The organism is Hathewaya massiliensis, from assembly GCF_902143515.1.
GTDB classification, from domain to species: Bacteria; Bacillota; Clostridia; order Clostridiales; family Clostridiaceae; genus Hathewaya; species Hathewaya massiliensis.
This window is the reverse complement of record NZ_CABFVD010000001.1, coordinates 607885-624956: the sequence shown is the minus strand read 5'-3', so window position 1 is coordinate 624956 and position 17072 is coordinate 607885. Positions and strand designations below refer to the sequence as shown.

At 29.8% G+C, this 17072-nt stretch carries 11 protein-coding genes and 1 pseudogene; 11 read left to right on the top strand and 1 reads right to left on the bottom strand.

From position 1 onward, the window contains the following. From FNZ64_RS02865 to FNZ64_RS02825, 9 genes and pseudogenes are all read left to right on the top strand, one after another. On the top strand, window positions 1-879 hold the full coding sequence (locus tag FNZ64_RS02865; RefSeq protein ID WP_142413362.1) for an SLAP domain-containing protein: 879 nt from the start codon (window positions 1-3) through the stop codon (window positions 877-879). A gap of 356 nt (window positions 880-1235) precedes the next feature. After that, window positions 1236-3599, top strand: a pseudogene (gene secA / locus FNZ64_RS02860) (preprotein translocase subunit SecA); the annotation flags it as partial. A 199-nt stretch (window positions 3600-3798) separates the two neighbouring features. Next, window positions 3799-4680, top strand: a complete 882-nt coding sequence (gene rfbD, locus FNZ64_RS02855; RefSeq protein WP_142413360.1) for a dTDP-4-dehydrorhamnose reductase — start codon at window positions 3799-3801, stop codon at window positions 4678-4680. Window positions 4681-4771: 91 nt separating this feature from the next. After that, window positions 4772-5575, top strand: coding sequence for a nucleotidyltransferase family protein (locus FNZ64_RS02850; protein WP_142413359.1), 804 nt, complete (start codon window positions 4772-4774; stop codon window positions 5573-5575). Further along, window positions 5572-6657, top strand: coding sequence for a GHMP family kinase ATP-binding protein (locus tag FNZ64_RS02845; protein WP_142413358.1), 1086 nt, complete (start codon window positions 5572-5574; stop codon window positions 6655-6657). Before FNZ64_RS02850 ends, FNZ64_RS02845 begins: the two co-directional genes overlap by 4 nt. A gap of 88 nt (window positions 6658-6745) precedes the next feature. Beyond that, complete coding sequence (gene gmhA / locus FNZ64_RS02840) at window positions 6746-7336, top strand: D-sedoheptulose 7-phosphate isomerase (protein ID WP_185903657.1); 591 nt, start codon at window positions 6746-6748, stop codon at window positions 7334-7336. Next, window positions 7329-7895 carry a D-glycero-alpha-D-manno-heptose-1,7-bisphosphate 7-phosphatase gene (locus FNZ64_RS02835; protein WP_142413357.1) on the top strand — a complete coding sequence of 189 codons (567 nt, stop codon included), beginning with the start codon at window positions 7329-7331 and terminating at the stop codon, window positions 7893-7895. Before gmhA ends, FNZ64_RS02835 begins: the two co-directional genes overlap by 8 nt. A 40-nt stretch (window positions 7896-7935) precedes the next feature. Next, complete coding sequence (locus FNZ64_RS02830; protein WP_142413356.1) at window positions 7936-8364, top strand: VanZ family protein; 429 nt, start codon at window positions 7936-7938, stop codon at window positions 8362-8364. A gap of 258 nt (window positions 8365-8622) precedes the next feature. Continuing rightward, window positions 8623-11007: a M4 family metallopeptidase gene (locus FNZ64_RS02825; protein ID WP_142413355.1), complete on the top strand. Its 2385-nt coding sequence runs from the start codon at window positions 8623-8625 to the stop codon at window positions 11005-11007. Window positions 11008-11172: 165 nt separating this feature from the next. On the opposite strand, the gene FNZ64_RS02820 is transcribed toward FNZ64_RS02825, so the two are convergent. Next, window positions 11173-11673, bottom strand: coding sequence for a nitroreductase family protein (locus tag FNZ64_RS02820; RefSeq protein ID WP_142413354.1), 501 nt, complete (start codon window positions 11671-11673; stop codon window positions 11173-11175). A gap of 487 nt (window positions 11674-12160) precedes the next feature. On the opposite strand from FNZ64_RS02820, the gene FNZ64_RS02815 reads away from it, so the two are divergent. Both FNZ64_RS02815 and FNZ64_RS02810 read left to right on the top strand, forming a co-directional pair. Continuing rightward, a complete protein-coding gene (locus tag FNZ64_RS02815; RefSeq protein ID WP_142413353.1) occupies window positions 12161-13414 on the top strand; it encodes an exonuclease SbcCD subunit D in 1254 nt (417 codons plus the stop codon). Next, complete coding sequence (locus tag FNZ64_RS02810) at window positions 13414-16938, top strand: AAA family ATPase (RefSeq protein ID WP_142413352.1); 3525 nt, start codon at window positions 13414-13416, stop codon at window positions 16936-16938. The genes FNZ64_RS02815 and FNZ64_RS02810 overlap by 1 nt, the downstream gene beginning before the upstream one ends. The last annotated feature ends 134 nt before the right edge of the window (window positions 16939-17072 follow it).

Genomic DNA, 17072 nt, shown 5'->3' with positions numbered 1-17072 from the left:
ATGTCAAGTTTATTTGATAAGCTATTTAAAAAGCCAATAGATATAAACAGTCAATTAGAAAAAAGATTAAATATAGAAGAGATGTTTAAGGATAAAATGCCCTTAAACTTTGATTATGGTACTTCTGAATTTAAAAAAGAAAACATTTATAAGGAATATAAGAAAATACCTGAATATAAAGAGGAAAATTTATTAACTATAGAAACAGTATATACCTATCATGGATTTGAGGGCATAGAAGCTGGGGTATTCTTTATAAATACTTCTAATAATCCTGTGGAATTATATAATATTGAATTTTCTATTATAAACAAAGAGGGTAAAGTTAAAGGAAGAGAAGTAGTTAACTTTAAGGGTGATGTTAGAATAGAGGCAAATTCTAGTTTTTATTATGAATTTTTATTTAAGGGCCTACATATAAATGAATTAGAAAAAGATTTAAGTATAACTTTTTCATCCTTAGAGGAGTTAAAGGTTTCTGCCATAAAAGATATGGATATGGAAAACTTCTTACAAGAGGATCTCCCAGAAGCATCTAAGGAGTTTTTTAGAGAAAAATTTTATGGTATACCTTCTTTAAGGGAAGGGGAATTTATTATAGACCCTATTTTTGCACTAGGTGAGGAAGATGGTATCAATGTTATTCTTCTTCTTAGAAATGGAAGTAATAGAGATATAGTATTAAATTCTATTCCTATTTCTATATCTTTAAAAGAAGATCTTCCTATATACATAGGTTCTATAAATTTAAGTGAACAAGGGGTTTTAGTGCAAAAGAATAAGGGGAAGTTACTTAGTTTAAAGGTTCCTAGGGATGTAATTATGTTAAATCCAATTAAAGACTATGTATATAAGTTATCCCTTAATCAAACTATATAATTTTAAGGTTATCATATAATTTATTTACTATTTTTAATGTAATTTCAACTTTAAAATAATATAATATCTTACTAATTATTAAAGTTAATTAAAATTTCACATTAAATATTCCATAATAGGAACAAATTTTGTATTTAATTTTATTTATATATGTGATATAATTAAGTCAGAGATATTATAGGATTTCTAATATGGTAGTAGAGAGTTGCATTAGCGCTTCTATTTAGATAAATGAAGAGAGGACTAATCTTAGGATTGGTCTTTTTTTCATTTCTTTTTATTATGGCAGAAATTTTTTAAATAATGTATAATTAAAGGTAGTTGCTTTATATTATAAGTTAAGGATGGGACAGTTTATGGAAGGATTTTTAAATATAATTAAGAACTATAGTGAAAGAGAGCTTAAAAGAATTAACCCTATAATAAATAAAGTTGAAAGTTTGGAAGAGGAAATTTCCCTGCTTTCAGATTTAGACATTAGAAATAAAACTGTGGAATTTAAAGAAAGAATAAATAATGGAGAAACTTTAGAGAGTATTCTCCCAGAAGCTTTTGCTGTAGTTAGGGAGGCTGCCTTTAGGGTTTTAGGTATGAAACACTATAGGGTTCAGTTAATTGGTGGTGTGGTTCTTCATCAAGGAAGAATTGCAGAGATGAAAACTGGGGAAGGAAAAACTTTAGTTGCAACACTTCCTTCTTATTTAAATGCCTTAACAGGAAAAGGTGTACATATTATAACCACTAATGATTATTTAGCTAAAAGAGATAGAGATGAAATGGGTAAGGTTCATGAATTTTTAGGTTTAAATGTTGGAGTTATTCTTCATGATATGGAACCTCACGAGAGAAGAGCTCAGTATGCTTCGGATATTGTATATGGAACTAATAGTGAATTTGGTTTTGACTATTTAAGAGACAATATGGCAACAAAAAAAGAAGAGAGAGTTCAAAGAGGATTAAATTATTGCATAGTAGACGAAATAGACTCTATTTTAATTGATGAAGCTAGAACACCTCTTATTATTTCAGGGGAAGGTGGAAAACCAACTAAATTTTATATAACTGTAGATAGATTTGTAAAAAGTCTTAAAAAGAATAAAGACTTTGAAGTGGACAGAAAAGGTAAGGCAGTAATTTTAACCGAAAGTGGAATAGAGAAACTTGAAAAAGTTTTTAATATAAAAAACTATGCTGATTTAGAAAATAGGGAACTCCAGCATCATATAACTCAAGCACTAAGAGCTAATTATACTATGCATTTAAATAAAGACTACATAATTAAAAAAGGTGAAATTCTTATAGTTGATGAATTCACAGGAAGAGTTATGGAAGGAAGAAGATTTAGTGAAGGTCTTCACGAAGCTATAGAAGCTAAGGAAGGTGTAAAGATACAAAGTGAATCTAAGACACTAGCTACTATTACTCTTCAAAATTACTTTAAAATGTACAATAAATTATCTGGTATGTCTGGTACAGCAGTTACAGAAGAGACGGAATTTCAAGAGATCTATGGATTAGATGTTATAGTTATTCCTACTAATAAGCCTGTAAGAAGAGTGGATCATAAGGATATTGTATATAAGACATTAAAAGGAAAGTACAAGGCAATTATAGAGGATATAATAAGTTGTCATGAAAAGGGCCAACCAGTGCTTGTTGGAACTTCTAGTATTCAGAAATCAGAGGATATATCTTACCTTCTAAAGAGAAGAGGAATTAAACACTATCTGCTTAATGCTAAAAATCATGAAAAAGAAGCAAAGATTATAGAAATGGCAGGAGAAAAAGGTGCTATAACTATTGCAACCAACATGGCAGGTCGTGGAACTGATATAAAAATTACTGATGAAGTTAAGGCATTAGGTGGTCTTAGAGTTATAGGTACTGATAGACATGAAGCTAAAAGAATAGATAATCAGTTAAAAGGAAGATCAGGGCGTCAAGGAGATGTTGGTAGTTCGCAGTTTTATATTTCTCTTGAAGATGAGCTTTTAAAAGTTTTTGAAGTGGATAGATTTAATACCTTATTTGGAGTTCATGAACTTCCAGAAGATAAACCTATAGAAAATAAACATATAGACAAAGCTATTGAAAATGCACAAAAAAATGTAGAGGGAGATAGCTTTGAAGTTAGAAAAAATCTTATAGGTTTTGATGATGTATTAAATAAGCAAAGACTTGTAATCTATGATCAGAGAAATATCGTCTTAGATGAAGGGGATATTAGTAGTTATATTGAAGATATGATAAGTTCTGTAGCTAAGGATATGGTAGATGAACACTTAATCTTAATAGAGGGTGAAGATAACAAAAATGAAAAACAGCTATTTGAAAAGAACTTAAAGAAACTTATATTATTTTTAAAAGATTTTGGTGTTGAGGGTGAAGATATAAGTTTCGAGAATTTAAAAGAATGCTCACAAGAGGTAATTTCTGAAAAGATAAAAAATGCTATAGAGCTTATATATAAAGATATAAAAGAAAGTTTTGAGCTAGAAGAAGCCTTTTTAACAAAGGAGAGAGAAATTCTTCTTAGCAATGTAGATGAAAAGTGGATAGACCATTTAGATAATATGGAACATTTAAAACAGGGAATTAAATTAAGATCTTATAGACAACAAGACCCTGTTCGTGAATTCCAAATTGAAAGTAGCGATGCTTTTAATGAGATGATTCGCTCTATTAAGTATAGTACTATAAAAGATATTATTAAGATAAAAAAATAGTGCATAGTGAGTAGTGAACAGTTAACAGTGGGTAAGTAATAATTAATAGTGAACAAGTTAACAATTGGTAATGAGCAAGTAATAGTGAATAAGTAATAAGTAATAGTGAAATAGTGGGTAGCGAATAAGTAGTGAGTAATAAGTAAGTAATACTAAAGGAAAATAATAGTTATACAGGAGAGGGAGGTTACATATGAAGATTTTAATAACAGGAGCCGGGGGACAATTAGCTACAGAGGTGTGTAGAGTTTTAAAATTGCAGAAATCCTCCTTAGGAGCTATTCCAAAAGAGCTATTAAATACTTCTATAGTTCCATTAAATAAAAGTGAATTAGATATTTCAAATTTGTCTATGGTAGAAGCGGTATTAAAAGAGGTAAAGCCTGATGTTGTTATAAATTGTGCTGCATATACAAAAGTAGATCTTTGTGAAAGTGAGTCTAACTTAGCTTTTAAAGTAAACTCCTTAGGTCCTAGAAATTTGGCTATTATTTGTGAACAAATAGGAGCAAAACTTGTACACATATCCACAGATTATGTATTTAGTGGGGAAGGAAACACTCCATTTAAGGAATATCATAAGGTAGATCCTAAAAGTGTTTACGGAAAAACTAAGCTTTTAGGAGAAGAATATGTAAGGGAATTTTCTTCTAGATATTTTATAATTAGAACTTCTTGGCTTTATGGTAAGAGTGGAAAGAATTTTGTATATACTATAATTAAAAATGGTAGAGAGAAGGGTAAATTAAAGGTTGTAAATGACCAAGTTGGTAGTCCTACTAATTGCGAAGATTTAGCTTACCATATTTTAAAGCTTTTAGCTACTAAAGAGTATGGAATTTATAATTGTGCAGGAAAAGGCCCTTGTACTTGGTATGATTTTGCATGTAAGATAATACAGTTTTCAGGAATAGATTGTGAAGTATCTCCATGCAGTACAGGGGAATTTCCTACAGTGGCAGAAAGACCAAAGTACTCTTATTTAGAAAATCAAATGCTTAAATGTACTATTGGAGATAATATGCGTACTTGGGAAGAGGCCCTAAAGGATTTTATAGACCATATGGATAAGTAAGGCTTTATTTAAAGAAAACTTTTAATTGAGTGCTTTATGATTTTATAAACTACATGGATAATTAAATGTAATTAAGAATTGGAGTGAGGTTATGCAAGCTATAATCTTAGTTGGGGGATTAGGCACTAGGTTAAGACAGGTTGTAAAGGATAGACCTAAACCAATGGCACTAGTAAATGGTAAACCCTTTTTAGAGTATGTTATAAATAACTTAAAATCTATGGGGATTAAAGATATAATACTTGCTACTGGATATAAGGAAGATATTATAAGAGAGTATTTTGGAAATGGAGAACATCTAGGTGTCAATATTGATTATTCTAAGGAAGAAAGTCCTCTAGGAACAGGGGGAGCCATTAAGAATGCAGAAAGGTTTATAAAACATGATGAAGTTTTTGTATTAAATGGTGATACCTATCTTAATGTAAATCTTAAAGCTATGATGGATTTTCATAGAGAAAGTAAGTCATTCTTTACTATGGCACTTAGAAAAGTAGAAGATGGCAGTAGATATGGTAGTGTAAAGCTTGCAGAGAATTCACAAATTCTAAGTTTTGAAGAAAAGGTAGATTTAAATTTAAATAAAGACAAAGATATAAGTAAGTATAAGTGGATAGATGAGAGAAGAGATATAAATAAAAAAAATCATATAAGTAATGATAACTGTATAGATAAAGGTAAATATATAAATGCAGGAGTTTATCTTATTGATTCAAGTATATTAAATTATATAGAAGAGAATAAGAATGTATCTTTAGAAAAAGATATATTACCGGATTTAGTGAAAGAAGTTTATATGTGTGGTTTTAAGTTTAAGAATTATTTTATAGATATAGGGATACCTGAAGATTACTTAAAGTTTTGCGAAGATATAAAACAGGGGGTAATTATATGATTATTAGAGCAAAAGCACCACTTAGGATAAGTTTTGGAGGTGGTGGAACCGATGTAGCCCCTTACTGTAATGATCATATAGGGGTAGTTTTAAATACCACCATAGATAAATATGCTTATTGTTCCATTGTGCCTAATAATACTAATGAGATAAGAGTTAATTCCTTGGACTTTGATATGACTGTAAATTATAATTGCCATGATAATTTAATATATGATGGAAAATTAGACTTAGTTAAGGCAGCCTTAAAAAAGATGAACATAAGGGAAGGTTGCGAAGTTTATCTTCAATGTGATGCCCCAGCAGGCTCAGGGCTTGGAACTTCTTCTACAGTAGTGGTGGCTATTTTAGGTGCTCTAGCAAAGTGGAAAGGCGTAGCTCTAGATCAATATGCATTAGCTGATTTAGCTTATGAGGTTGAAAGAAATGACCTTAAAATTTCTGGAGGATATCAAGATCAATATGCAGCAGCTTTTGGTGGAGTTAATTTTATGGAAATAAACAAGGGTGAGGTTATAGTTAACCCACTAAAAATACCTAGAAGCACATTAAATGAATTACAGTACAATTTGCTTTTATGTTATACAGGAAATATTCATGTTTCAGCTAATATTATAAATGATCAAGTGAAAAACTATATAAATAAAGAGGAAGACGTAATAAGTGCAATGCATGAAATAAAGGCATTAGCTTATGCTATGAAAAAAGAGTTATTAAGAGGAAATTTAAATAACTTTGGTAGGTTGCTTCACTATGGTTGGGAAAATAAAAAAAGAATGAGTACCAAAATATCAAATTCTAAAATTGATGAGCTATATGAAGAGGCTTTAAAGGCTGGAGCTATTGGAGGAAAATTATTAGGCGCTGGTGGAGGCGGTTATTTACTTGTATATTGCCCATATAATAAAAAGCACAAAGTAGCTGATAGACTTCAACAAATGGGAGGACAGCTAACTGAGTGGAGCTTTGACTTAAATGGAATGCAGAGTTGGAGTGTAGATGAGGATAGATGGGATTATGAAAATGTAGAGGTAAATACCATTGAAGGTAACTATAAATTTGAAGTTAAGAAAGATTTATAATACATAATTTAAAGTAATATTGTTCATAGAAGGGGAAACGATATTTAATAGGGTTTATTTATAAAAAATCATAGGAGGCAAAAGGGGTATGATAGATTTAATAAAAAAATATATACATGAAAGTATTGAGCCTAAAAAGAGAATCTTAGAGGATAAAGAATTTTTAAATTTAATAGAAAACGTAGCTAACGTAATTATAGAGGCTTTCAAAAGAGGTAATAAGGTCTTAGTATGTGGAAATGGTGGAAGTGCTGCAGACTCACAACATATGGTTGGGGAATTTGTAAGTAAATTTAGACTAGACAGGAAGGCATTGCCTGCTATAGCCTTAACTACTAATTCCTCTATATTAACATCTATAGGTAATGATTATGAGTATAAAAATATATTTGAAAGACAAGTAGAAGCACTAGGAAATAAGGGCGATATTCTTATTGGAATTAGTACTAGTGGAAATTCAGAAAATATAACTTTAGCATTTAAAAAGGCTCATGAGAAAGGTCTAACTAACATAGGCTTACTAGGTAGAGATGGAGGGGAAAATAAAAATCATAGTGATATATCCATTATAGTTCCTTCTAATGATACGGCTAGAATACAAGAAAGCCACATTTTAATTGAGCATATATTATGTGATTTAGTAGAACAAAATTTGTTTGGAACTGATTCCAATGAATAAAGCTGTATTTTTAGATAGAGACGGTACCATAAACATTGAAAAAAATTATCTATATAAAATAGAGGACTTTGAATTTATAACTGGTGCAACAGAAGCTATAAAATTACTTAATGAAAACAATTATAAGGTTATAGTAGTAACAAATCAAGCAGGGGTAGGAAGAGGGTACTATAAAGAACTAGATGTTCATAAGTTACATAATTACATACAGGAAGAGCTTAAAAAATACAATACAAAGATAGATGGTTTTTATTATTGTCCTCATCATCCTGTTTATGGTATTAGTGAATATAAACTTCAATGTGAATGTAGAAAACCTAAGGATGGACTATATAAATTAGCCATAGAAGAATATAATCTTGATCCTAAATTATGCTATGGAATAGGAGATAAATTATCAGATTTAGAACCTGTAGTAAATTTAGGGGGTAAGGGTATTTTAGTTAGAACTGGTTACGGAAAAACTTATGAAGAGCATGCAGATAGCTGTAATATACATATAGAAGATAATATTTTAGAGGCGGTAAAACATATAATTAAAAGAGCATTAAATGGATGATTTTTAAACTATAAAATCTATTAGGTCTTTTTAATTCTTTATGCCATCCATTCTTTGGATGGTTCTTATATTTTATTTTTTTCATGAACCTGGAGATATTTTTTCTAAAAACAATAACTTTATAGTAGATTTATTATATAAAATCAATAGTAAAATAGTTGATTTTTTGGGATATGAAAATTTAAATATTTTAGTTAGAAAGACTGCTCATGTAACAGAGTATTTAATTTTATTTATGTTATTATATTATGGATTTCATAAAATATATAAAAACAAGAATATAAAGAACTTATATAAAGCTAGTGTTTGCAGTGCCTTTGTCACAATTTTATATGCATTTACCGACGAATTTCATCAAATTTTTATACAGGGTCGAGAAGGAAAGATATTTGACGTTTTTATTGATTCCATAGGAGTGTTAATAGGAATTATAATTGTAAGAATAGTATTGAAGAGGAAAGCTAGTTAGTACAAGGATTACAGCTTAATTTTAAGCTGTAATTTTTTTTATATACAAGGGGATAATGAGGAACTAAAGGAGTAACAATGCTGATGTTTATTACATTTAGTGGGAAATATATAAGGAGAATATAAATATAGTCTAAGATATTTAAAAAATAAAAGTAATTAGTGAGAATATTAAGAAAATTCATTAGAAAGTGTTTACTTTCCCAGTTAATAGTATTATGATTAATATGTAAGTAATATTTTAAGGAGGAGATTTAACATGAAGAAAAGAGTTTTATCTGTAATGATTGCGTCTACACTAGCATTCACTTCTTCAGGAATCTTAGTAAGTGGAAAGACTTCAAAGGAAATCAGACCTCCCAAAGATGAAAGATCTGTATCTGTAGTTAAAACAGATCTTGAGAAGTACAAAAATATTAAAAACAATAATACTAAGAAAGGAGATGATATTACAAAGATTGTAAAAGAGGCATTAAGTGAAGATTACAGAATTAGAAGCTTTCATTTTAGAGATATGGAAGATGCAAGTTTTAATCTTTCGGGGACAAGCTTCAAAATAGAAAGGACAGAGAAAGATATAAATGGTAAAAAACATTTACGTACACAAATGTATATAGAGGATATACCTGTTTATGGTAGTGAGCTTATAGTTCATGTAAATGAACAGGATGAAGTGTATGGTGTAAATGGCAAAATTGATTCAAAATCAAAGCCACAATCTTTTAAAGAAAAAGTCAAATTAAAAGAAAATGCAGCAATTAAAAAAGCTGAAAAGAATCTTAAGTTAAAAGGTAAAGAAAATAAAGATTATCATGTACAGGCTAAACTTTATTTATATGATGTAGAGGATCAATTAAAGCCTGTATATCTAGTTAATATTTCTTCTGTAGAACCTGAACCTGCATTTTGGCATGTATTTGTAAGTGCTGAAGATGGACAAATAGTGGACAAGTACAATGCACTAGCACATGGGGCATCACCAGTTAAAGTTAGAGGAGTAGGTATTAAAGGAGAAGAAAAATCCTTAGATGCTGTGTTTGAAAATGGAAGTTATTATTTAAAAGATTTAACAAGACCATCTAAAGGACAAATATTAACTTATGATGCCTATAATTCTCAATATTACAGTGAACTTCCTGGGTATTTAATCAGTGATCCTGATGGGGTTTTTCAGGATGAGAGACAAAAAGCTGGTGTAGATGCTCACTACAATATAGGTAAAGTTTATGATTACTATAAGAATATCTTAAAAAGAGATAGTTTTGATGGAAGAGGTTCTTCTATAATTTCTTCAGTACATGCTGGATACAACTTAAATAATGCATTTTGGAATGGGGTGCAGATGATATTTGGTGATGGAGATGGTAACTTATTTACAAATTTTGCATCTTCATTGGATATTACCGCTCATGAATTTACTCATGGAGTTACTCAATATACAGCAGGGCTTGAATACAGAAATGAATCAGGAGCTTTAAATGAAGCATTTTCAGATATTATAGGGGTGGCAATAGAAAATAAACAGAATGACTGGTTAATTGGTGAAGATAGTTATACTCCATCTATAGAGGGAGATGCTCTAAGGAGTATGGAAAATCCTAGGCTATATAGCCAACCTGATCATATGAAGGACTATCTATATGTAGATTATGATAATGGTGGGGTTCATTTTAATTCAGGTATTCCAAATAAAGCAGCTTATTTAATGGGTAGAGAAACAGGAAAAGCTACTATGGCAAAAATTTATTATCATGCTTTAGCTAACTATCTAACTCCTAGAAGTAATTTTATGGATGCAAGGAATGCAGTTATTTTAGCTTCTATAGATTTATATGGAAAGGATAGTAAAGAGCATAAGCTTGCAATAAACTCATGGGCTAAGGTTGGTATCGGAGAAGAGGTAGATGATAATAATGGAGGAGAAAACCCTAATCCAGGAGAAGAAATAAAAGATACCTTCGAAGATAATGACACTTTAGAAAAAGCTTATGGAAGATTAGAATTTAATAAAGAATATGATTCTTATATTTCAAAAGAATATGATTTGGATCATTTCTATTTTGAGGTAAATGAAAAGGGTAAAGTAGATATAAGCCTTACAAACTTAAGGGGTGACATAAATATAAGCTTATTGAACTCAGAGGGTCAGGAGCTAGTAAGTGATAATAATAAAAATAGTTCTAGCAAGAATATAACCTTTGATTTAAACGACTTGGGAAAATATTATATTAAATTATCAGGTACAGGAAAAGCAATAAAGGATCCATATAGACTAAAAGTTAATTTTAAAAAGACACCAGTTGAAGATAATAAGCCATTACAATGGTTTTATGAAGACAAGAAAATAGAACCTGTTTTCAATAAGAGTACAAACTCCTATAACACAGAGACCATAACTAAAAATGGAGCTAAAACTTTAGGATTATATTTTGATAAGATAGATGCAGACTATGGAGTTGACTATATAAGGATAAAAGATAAAGATGGGAAAGTTGTAGAAGAGTTCACGGGCAATTATGGGTCTAGGGTTGTTACAGTTAATGGAGATAAGGCCACTATAGAATATAGCAGTAGATCTGTTAAAAGTGGAAAAGGATATAGTATATATGCTGTTGCATATTTATCTCCCGAAGAAATACGCTAATATAGCATTATAGATATTTAAAATACCTCCCCGCATAATTATAAATAATGTGATATTGCATAATACACATTAATCATAGAAAACCATGCATAAATGGCAAATAAAACACCGTTTTATGCATGGTTTTGTTTATAGTTAAGTATATAGATTTGTTTTTAGAGTTAGTTACCACTTATTATAGTGAACCTTTTCTTTATCGTATCTATCATGGTATCTTTTTTCTTCATCAGGGTATCCTATAGAAATAAATGAGAATGGCATTATATTCTCAGGAAGTTTTAAGGTTTCTTTAGCTAACATAATTAAATCTTCTACAGGATAAACTCCCATCCATACAGCACCAAGACCTAGGTGTTGTGCTTCTATAAGGATATTTTCAGTGGCTGCAGAACAGTCTTGAGGCCAGAAGTGTTTAAAATCTCCAAGATCCATTTTAGCACAAACACATATACATAGAGGGGAATTATGTAGCATCTTTCCATAAGGGTGTTTATCCGCAAGGGTATGCAGGGTTTCTCTATCTTCTATAACTATAAATTCCCAAGGTTTTTGGTTTACAGCAGAAGGTGCACACATACCAGCACGAAGTAAGTTTTCTATCATATCTTCAGAAATTTTAATTGGTTTATATTTTCTAATACTTCTTCTTTTAAAAATAGCATCCATAAATTTAATCGTCCCCTTTCTTTAATCCTTACTTATATTTTAATATTTCTAGGTCTAAAAGCAAGACAAAAAAACAAAATCTCACTTTTTTAGGAGTGAGATAAAAGGAAATCAATATGTTTTTTAAAGGATACTATATATTTTTTATAATAGGATATTACTTTTTTACTTATTTAAAGATTTATTATGTAGTATTATAATATTATAATTTTCAAGAAAATTCAATAAACATTAGCAAAGAAAATAGAATTTTAATTAACTATAGATAAAACAAATATGGTAAGCAGAGTTCAAAGTTTTAGTGAAAATCTTTACTCTCATTTTGAAGAAATTTGAGTATTATGCCAGATAGTCATTGGATAAATAAATTTCACTTTTTACGCTGTTCGTGTAATAATATATATATGCTTTATTAGGGTTATAATGCTTATTATGTATTTAAAATTAAGTTGGTGTAATAATATGATTTCTTTTAAGGAGGGATATTATGAGGATATTACATACTTCTGATTGGCATCTTGGAAAAAGTTTAGAGGGAGCCAGTAGAATGGATGAACAGGAAATGTTTTTAGAGGATTTTAAGACTTTAGTAGAGGAAAAAGACATAGACCTTGTAATTATTGCAGGTGATATATATGACAGTAGTAATCCGCCAGCAAGGGCCGAAAGGATGTTTTATAGGACTTTAAAGGAAATTACAGCAGAGGGAAAAAGAATGGTTTTCATTATAGCTGGGAATCATGATAATCCTGAGAGATTAGTTGCTGCAAATCCATTAGCCTATGAACAAGGGGTTATAATGCTTGCTACTCCTAAAAGTGTGGCTCCTATAGGAAACTGTGGAAATCATAGAATTGTAGATAGTGGAGAAGGGTATGTGGAAATTGATATAAATGGAGAAAAGGCTGTGATTTTATCAATTCCTTATCCTAGTGAAAAAAGGTTAAATGAGGTTTTATATGAGGAATTAGGGGAAAATGAAAGACAAAAATCTTATGAAGATAGGATGAAGGAGCTATTTAATAATTTAGGGAAAAAATATAGAGATGATACCATAAACCTTTTAGTTTCTCATCTTTTTGTTATAGGTGGAGAGGAGTCCGATTCAGAGAGAAGTATTCAGCTAGGGGGAAGTCTTGCTATAAGAAATTCTATTTTCCCAGAGAAGGCTCAGTATGTTGCACTAGGGCATTTACATAAACCTCAAAGTATGACTCAAAGTACCGCTGAAAGTATGACTGAAAATATGGGCAAATCATCTCCTATAATTAAGTATTCAGGTTCCCCTCTTCAATATAGTAAAAGTGAAATTGGGTATACAAAGGGAGCTTATATTGTAGAAGTATTTAGTGGTAAAAAACCAGAAGTGGAACAGGTTTATTTTAAGAGTTATAAACCTATTGAGGTTTGGAAATGTGACTCCATTGAAGAGGCACTACAGATGTGTAGGGAAAATTCTAGTCGTAATGTTTGGGTGTATCTAGAAGTTAAAACTGATAGATATTTAAATGAAGAAGATATAAAGGCTATGAAGACTATTAAAAAGGATATATTGGAGATTAGACCTATTATTAAAGATAGTGAAGAGGATGAAGAAGATTTAAAAAGTTATGCAGAAAAGACCTTTGAAGAACTTTTTGTGGATTTTTATAAAAAGGAAAGGGAAGTTCAGCCAAGTAATGAGATTATAGACTTATTCCTTAAAATAGTTTCAGAGGAAGAAGAGGAGGAGGAGCAATAATGAAGCCTATAAAGCTAGATATTATAGGGTTAAACAGTTTTATTGAAAAGCAAACTATAGATTTTGAAAGGCTTACTTCTAAAGGGTTATTTGGGATTTTTGGACCAACGGGTAGTGGTAAATCTACTATTTTAGATGCTATTACCTTAGCTTTATATGGTGAAATTTCAAGGGACACTAAAAATTATATAAACACAAATTGCGATAAGGTTATAGTTAGATACGAATTTGAAATTTTAAGAGATGGTAATAGAAATAACTATATTGTAGAGAGATGTATGAAAAAGAGTAAAGAAGGTAGGACTAAAACAGATTATGCAAAGGTTACGGAAAATAAAGTTAATGTAATAGGGGAAGGTGCTATAGAGGTTACTAATCTATGTGTAGATATTATAGGGCTAAAATGTGATGACTTTACTCGTTCTGTGGTTTTGCCACAGGGTAAGTTTAGTGAGTTTCTAGGATTAAAGGGTAAAGATAGAAGAAATATGCTAGAGAGAATTTTTGCCCTTGAGAAATATGGGAATAACATATCAAGGAAAATTGCAAATATTAATAGAAAACATATGGATGAAAAAAATGTTTTAAGTGGTGAGCTTAAAAAATATGAAAATTTAACTTTAGAGTCCTTTGATGAAAAAAAATTAGAACTTAAAGTCCTAGAGGAAAATGAGAAAAAACTTAAAAATGAAAAAGAAGGAATAGAAAAAACTTATATTAATTTAAAGGATAAGAGAAACTTAACTATAGAATTAGACTCTTATAAAGATAGAGAAAAGACTTTAGCTATAAAGGAAGAGGAAATTAACTTAAATAAAATAAAGGTGGAGAGAGCAAAGGGAAGCCTTAAAATTAAGCCTTATATAGAAGAGTTTCAAAAGAATAAGGAAGAACTAAAAAATATAGAAGAGCAATTTTTAAAAATTAATAAAGAATTAGAGGAAAATGAAAATATATTAAGGCAGAGAGAAAAAGAATTTGAAAAGGCAGAGGAAGAAAAGATTAATGTTTTGCCAAACCTTATTGAAAACAAGGAGAAAACATCTAGAGCCTTAGATTTACATGAAAAGTGTGAAGTTATAAGAAAAGAGAGAGAAGTCTTAAGGGACGAATACAAGAAAGTTAAGGAAGAAAAAAACAAGAAGACTGATAGACTAAAGGAAATTTTTTTAGAAATAGAAAACAATGAAAATCATGAAAATACTTTAAATAATAAGATTAAAGATTTAGAGTATGATGATGACAAGAAAGAGATTCTAGAAAAATCTTTAGGAATTCATAGAGAGATTATAAGCAATTCTAATTCTTTAAAAGAAAAGAGAGAAAAGATAAAAGAAAAGGAAAAAAACATAGAAATTTTAGAGGCTGAATATGAAAATTGTCTTAAATTAAGTGATGAAATCCTAAAAAAAATAGATGAAAAAGAAAAAAAGAAAAAGGATTTAGCAGAAAATTTCCCAGGACATAATAAATTGTCTTTAACCCTTAAGGATGAAATTAGTATTTTATCTGAAAAAGTAAAATCAGGGGAAAAATTAGAGAAAATTATACAAGATTCTGAAGAAAATATGAAAAAAATTCTTTTAACTAAAGTTAATCTTGAAGAAGAGCAGAAGGAATCACAGAAAAAATACAAGGTTAAAAAAGAAGAAGTAGAAAAAGAAGAAGAATTACTGGAAGAATTAAAAAGAGAGAATTTAGCATATTTAATTGCTAAAGACTTAAAAGAAGGGGAGCCATGTCCTGTTTGTGGTTCTACTAATCACAGGGGAGAACTACCAGAAGTAGACACTATAGAATTAGAAAGTAAAAAATATTCCCTAGATAAACTTAACACCGCTTTAGAAAACATAAAAGAATCATTAAATAGTGTAAATAATAATTTGGTTATTCTTAAAAATCAAGAAGAGGATTGCACAAATACCTTAAAAGCTTATAGAGAGGAATTAGCTTCTATAGGAAATGTAAAAGAATTGAAGAAGAATCTAGAGAATAAAAATAGTGAGTTTACTAAATTACAAATTGATATGGAAAGTTTTGAAAAGGAAAAGACTAATTTAGAAGAGGAACTTTCAAAGTTAAATAAGGAAAAAGAATTACTACTTTCTAAAGAAGCTACCATAAGTGAAAGATTAAAAGGGGAAGAAAGTGCTGTTAAGTTATTAAAAGAAGAGAGTGAAGGCTTAAATAACATATTAGAAGGATTAAACAAGGATATAGAACTTTATAAAAGGCAGATTAATGTAGAAAATGTAGTGGAGAAGTGGGAAGAGGTTAAGGAAAGGGAAAAAGAGGTTAAAGCCCTAAGGGAGACTATAAGAAAGCTTAGAGAAAAGCTAAATGAGGATTTAAAGTTAAAGGAGACTTTAAACAAGGAAATAGGCGAATTAGAATCTAAAATGAGTTCTATAGAAGAAGTGGGTAAGGAAAAAAAGAATACCATAGAGGGTTATGAAAAAGAAATTTTAGAAATTACAAGTGGAGGAGATCCAAAAGAGATTTTCCAAAAGATAAATTTAGAAATAGAGAGAATTAATAAGGTATATACAGAATCTAAAAAGGATATTGAGTCCATTAAAAATAAGGTAAAAGAACTTAAGGATAATTCCATAAAGATTGGCCAAACAAAGATAAATTTAGGGGAAACTTGTTTAAAAGGGGAAGAACAAATTAAGGTTTTACTAGAAGAGAACAGTTTCCAAGGAATCGCCCAATGTCTAGAAGAGTATATGGATAAGGGAAGAATAGAATCCATAGAAAAAGATATACAGGATTATGAACAAGAACTAAATACTTTAAAAGATAATATAAAAAGAGTACAGGGAAAATTAGAAGGTAGAATTGTAGATGAAGTTGAAATAAAAGAAGTTGAAGAGAAAAAGAAAAATGTAGAAAACGAATATATGCTAGTAGTTAAAAACAAGGTAGCAACTGAGAAATATATAAAAGATATGGAAAGAGATTTAGAGGAACTTAAGAAATTAAAAGAAAAGGAAAAGGAATTAGACCATAAATTGAGTTTAATCGATGATATAATTAAGCTCTTTAAGGGAAATAAATTTGTTGAATTTGTAGCTATGAATAGATTAAAATATATAGCTTTTGAAGCTTCTAAAAGATTAAAAGATATAACAGGAAATAGATATGCCCTAGAAATTGATGGAGAAGGAAACTTTACCATAAGAGATGATATGAATGGGGGAGTTATAAGAGATTGTAGCACCTTATCAGGAGGAGAAACCTTCCTTACATCTTTGGCACTGGCATTATCCTTATCTTCACAAATTCAGTTAAAAGGAAGTGCACCATTAGAGTTTTTCTTCCTAGATGAAGGTTTTGGAACTTTAGATAGTAATCTTTTAGACATTGTAATAAGTTCACTTGAAAATCTTCATAGTAGTAAGCGAGCTGTTGGAATTATAAGCCATGTAGAAGAGCTGAAAAATAGGGTTCCAATAAAGTTAATAGTTACACCTACTTCAGCGGGTGAAGGTGGAACAAAGGTAAATGTAGAACTAAATTAAGTATTAATAGACTTAGGGTATTGTTCACCATGGGGATTCATAGTGAAACTTCCCTAAGTTTTGTTTCTGTTCTATGTATTCTTAAATTAATAAATTTAAAGGAATTTAAAAATAAACATAGTTCTTGGTTTTAG

Excerpts from the sequence above, each read along its gene's own strand:
- gmhA (WP_185903657.1), top strand. The coding sequence starts at position 6,746 with ATGATAGATTTAATAAAAAAATATATACATGAAAGTATTGAGCCTAAA.
- FNZ64_RS02810 (WP_142413352.1), top strand. The coding sequence starts at position 13,414 with ATGAAGCCTATAAAGCTAGATATTATAGGGTTAAACAGTTTTATTGAA.
- FNZ64_RS02830 (WP_142413356.1), top strand. The coding sequence starts at position 7,936 with ATGCCATCCATTCTTTGGATGGTTCTTATATTTTATTTTTTTCATGAA.
- FNZ64_RS02815 (WP_142413353.1), top strand. The coding sequence starts at position 12,161 with ATGAGGATATTACATACTTCTGATTGGCATCTTGGAAAAAGTTTAGAG.
- FNZ64_RS02825 (WP_142413355.1), top strand. The coding sequence starts at position 8,623 with ATGAAGAAAAGAGTTTTATCTGTAATGATTGCGTCTACACTAGCATTC.
- FNZ64_RS02820 (WP_142413354.1), bottom strand. The coding sequence starts at position 11,673 with ATGGATGCTATTTTTAAAAGAAGAAGTATTAGAAAATATAAACCAATT.
- FNZ64_RS02835 (WP_142413357.1), top strand. The coding sequence starts at position 7,329 with ATGAATAAAGCTGTATTTTTAGATAGAGACGGTACCATAAACATTGAA.
- FNZ64_RS02850 (WP_142413359.1), top strand. The coding sequence starts at position 4,772 with ATGCAAGCTATAATCTTAGTTGGGGGATTAGGCACTAGGTTAAGACAG.
- rfbD (WP_142413360.1), top strand. The coding sequence starts at position 3,799 with ATGAAGATTTTAATAACAGGAGCCGGGGGACAATTAGCTACAGAGGTG.
- FNZ64_RS02865 (WP_142413362.1), top strand. The coding sequence starts at position 1 with ATGTCAAGTTTATTTGATAAGCTATTTAAAAAGCCAATAGATATAAAC.
- FNZ64_RS02845 (WP_142413358.1), top strand. The coding sequence starts at position 5,572 with ATGATTATTAGAGCAAAAGCACCACTTAGGATAAGTTTTGGAGGTGGT.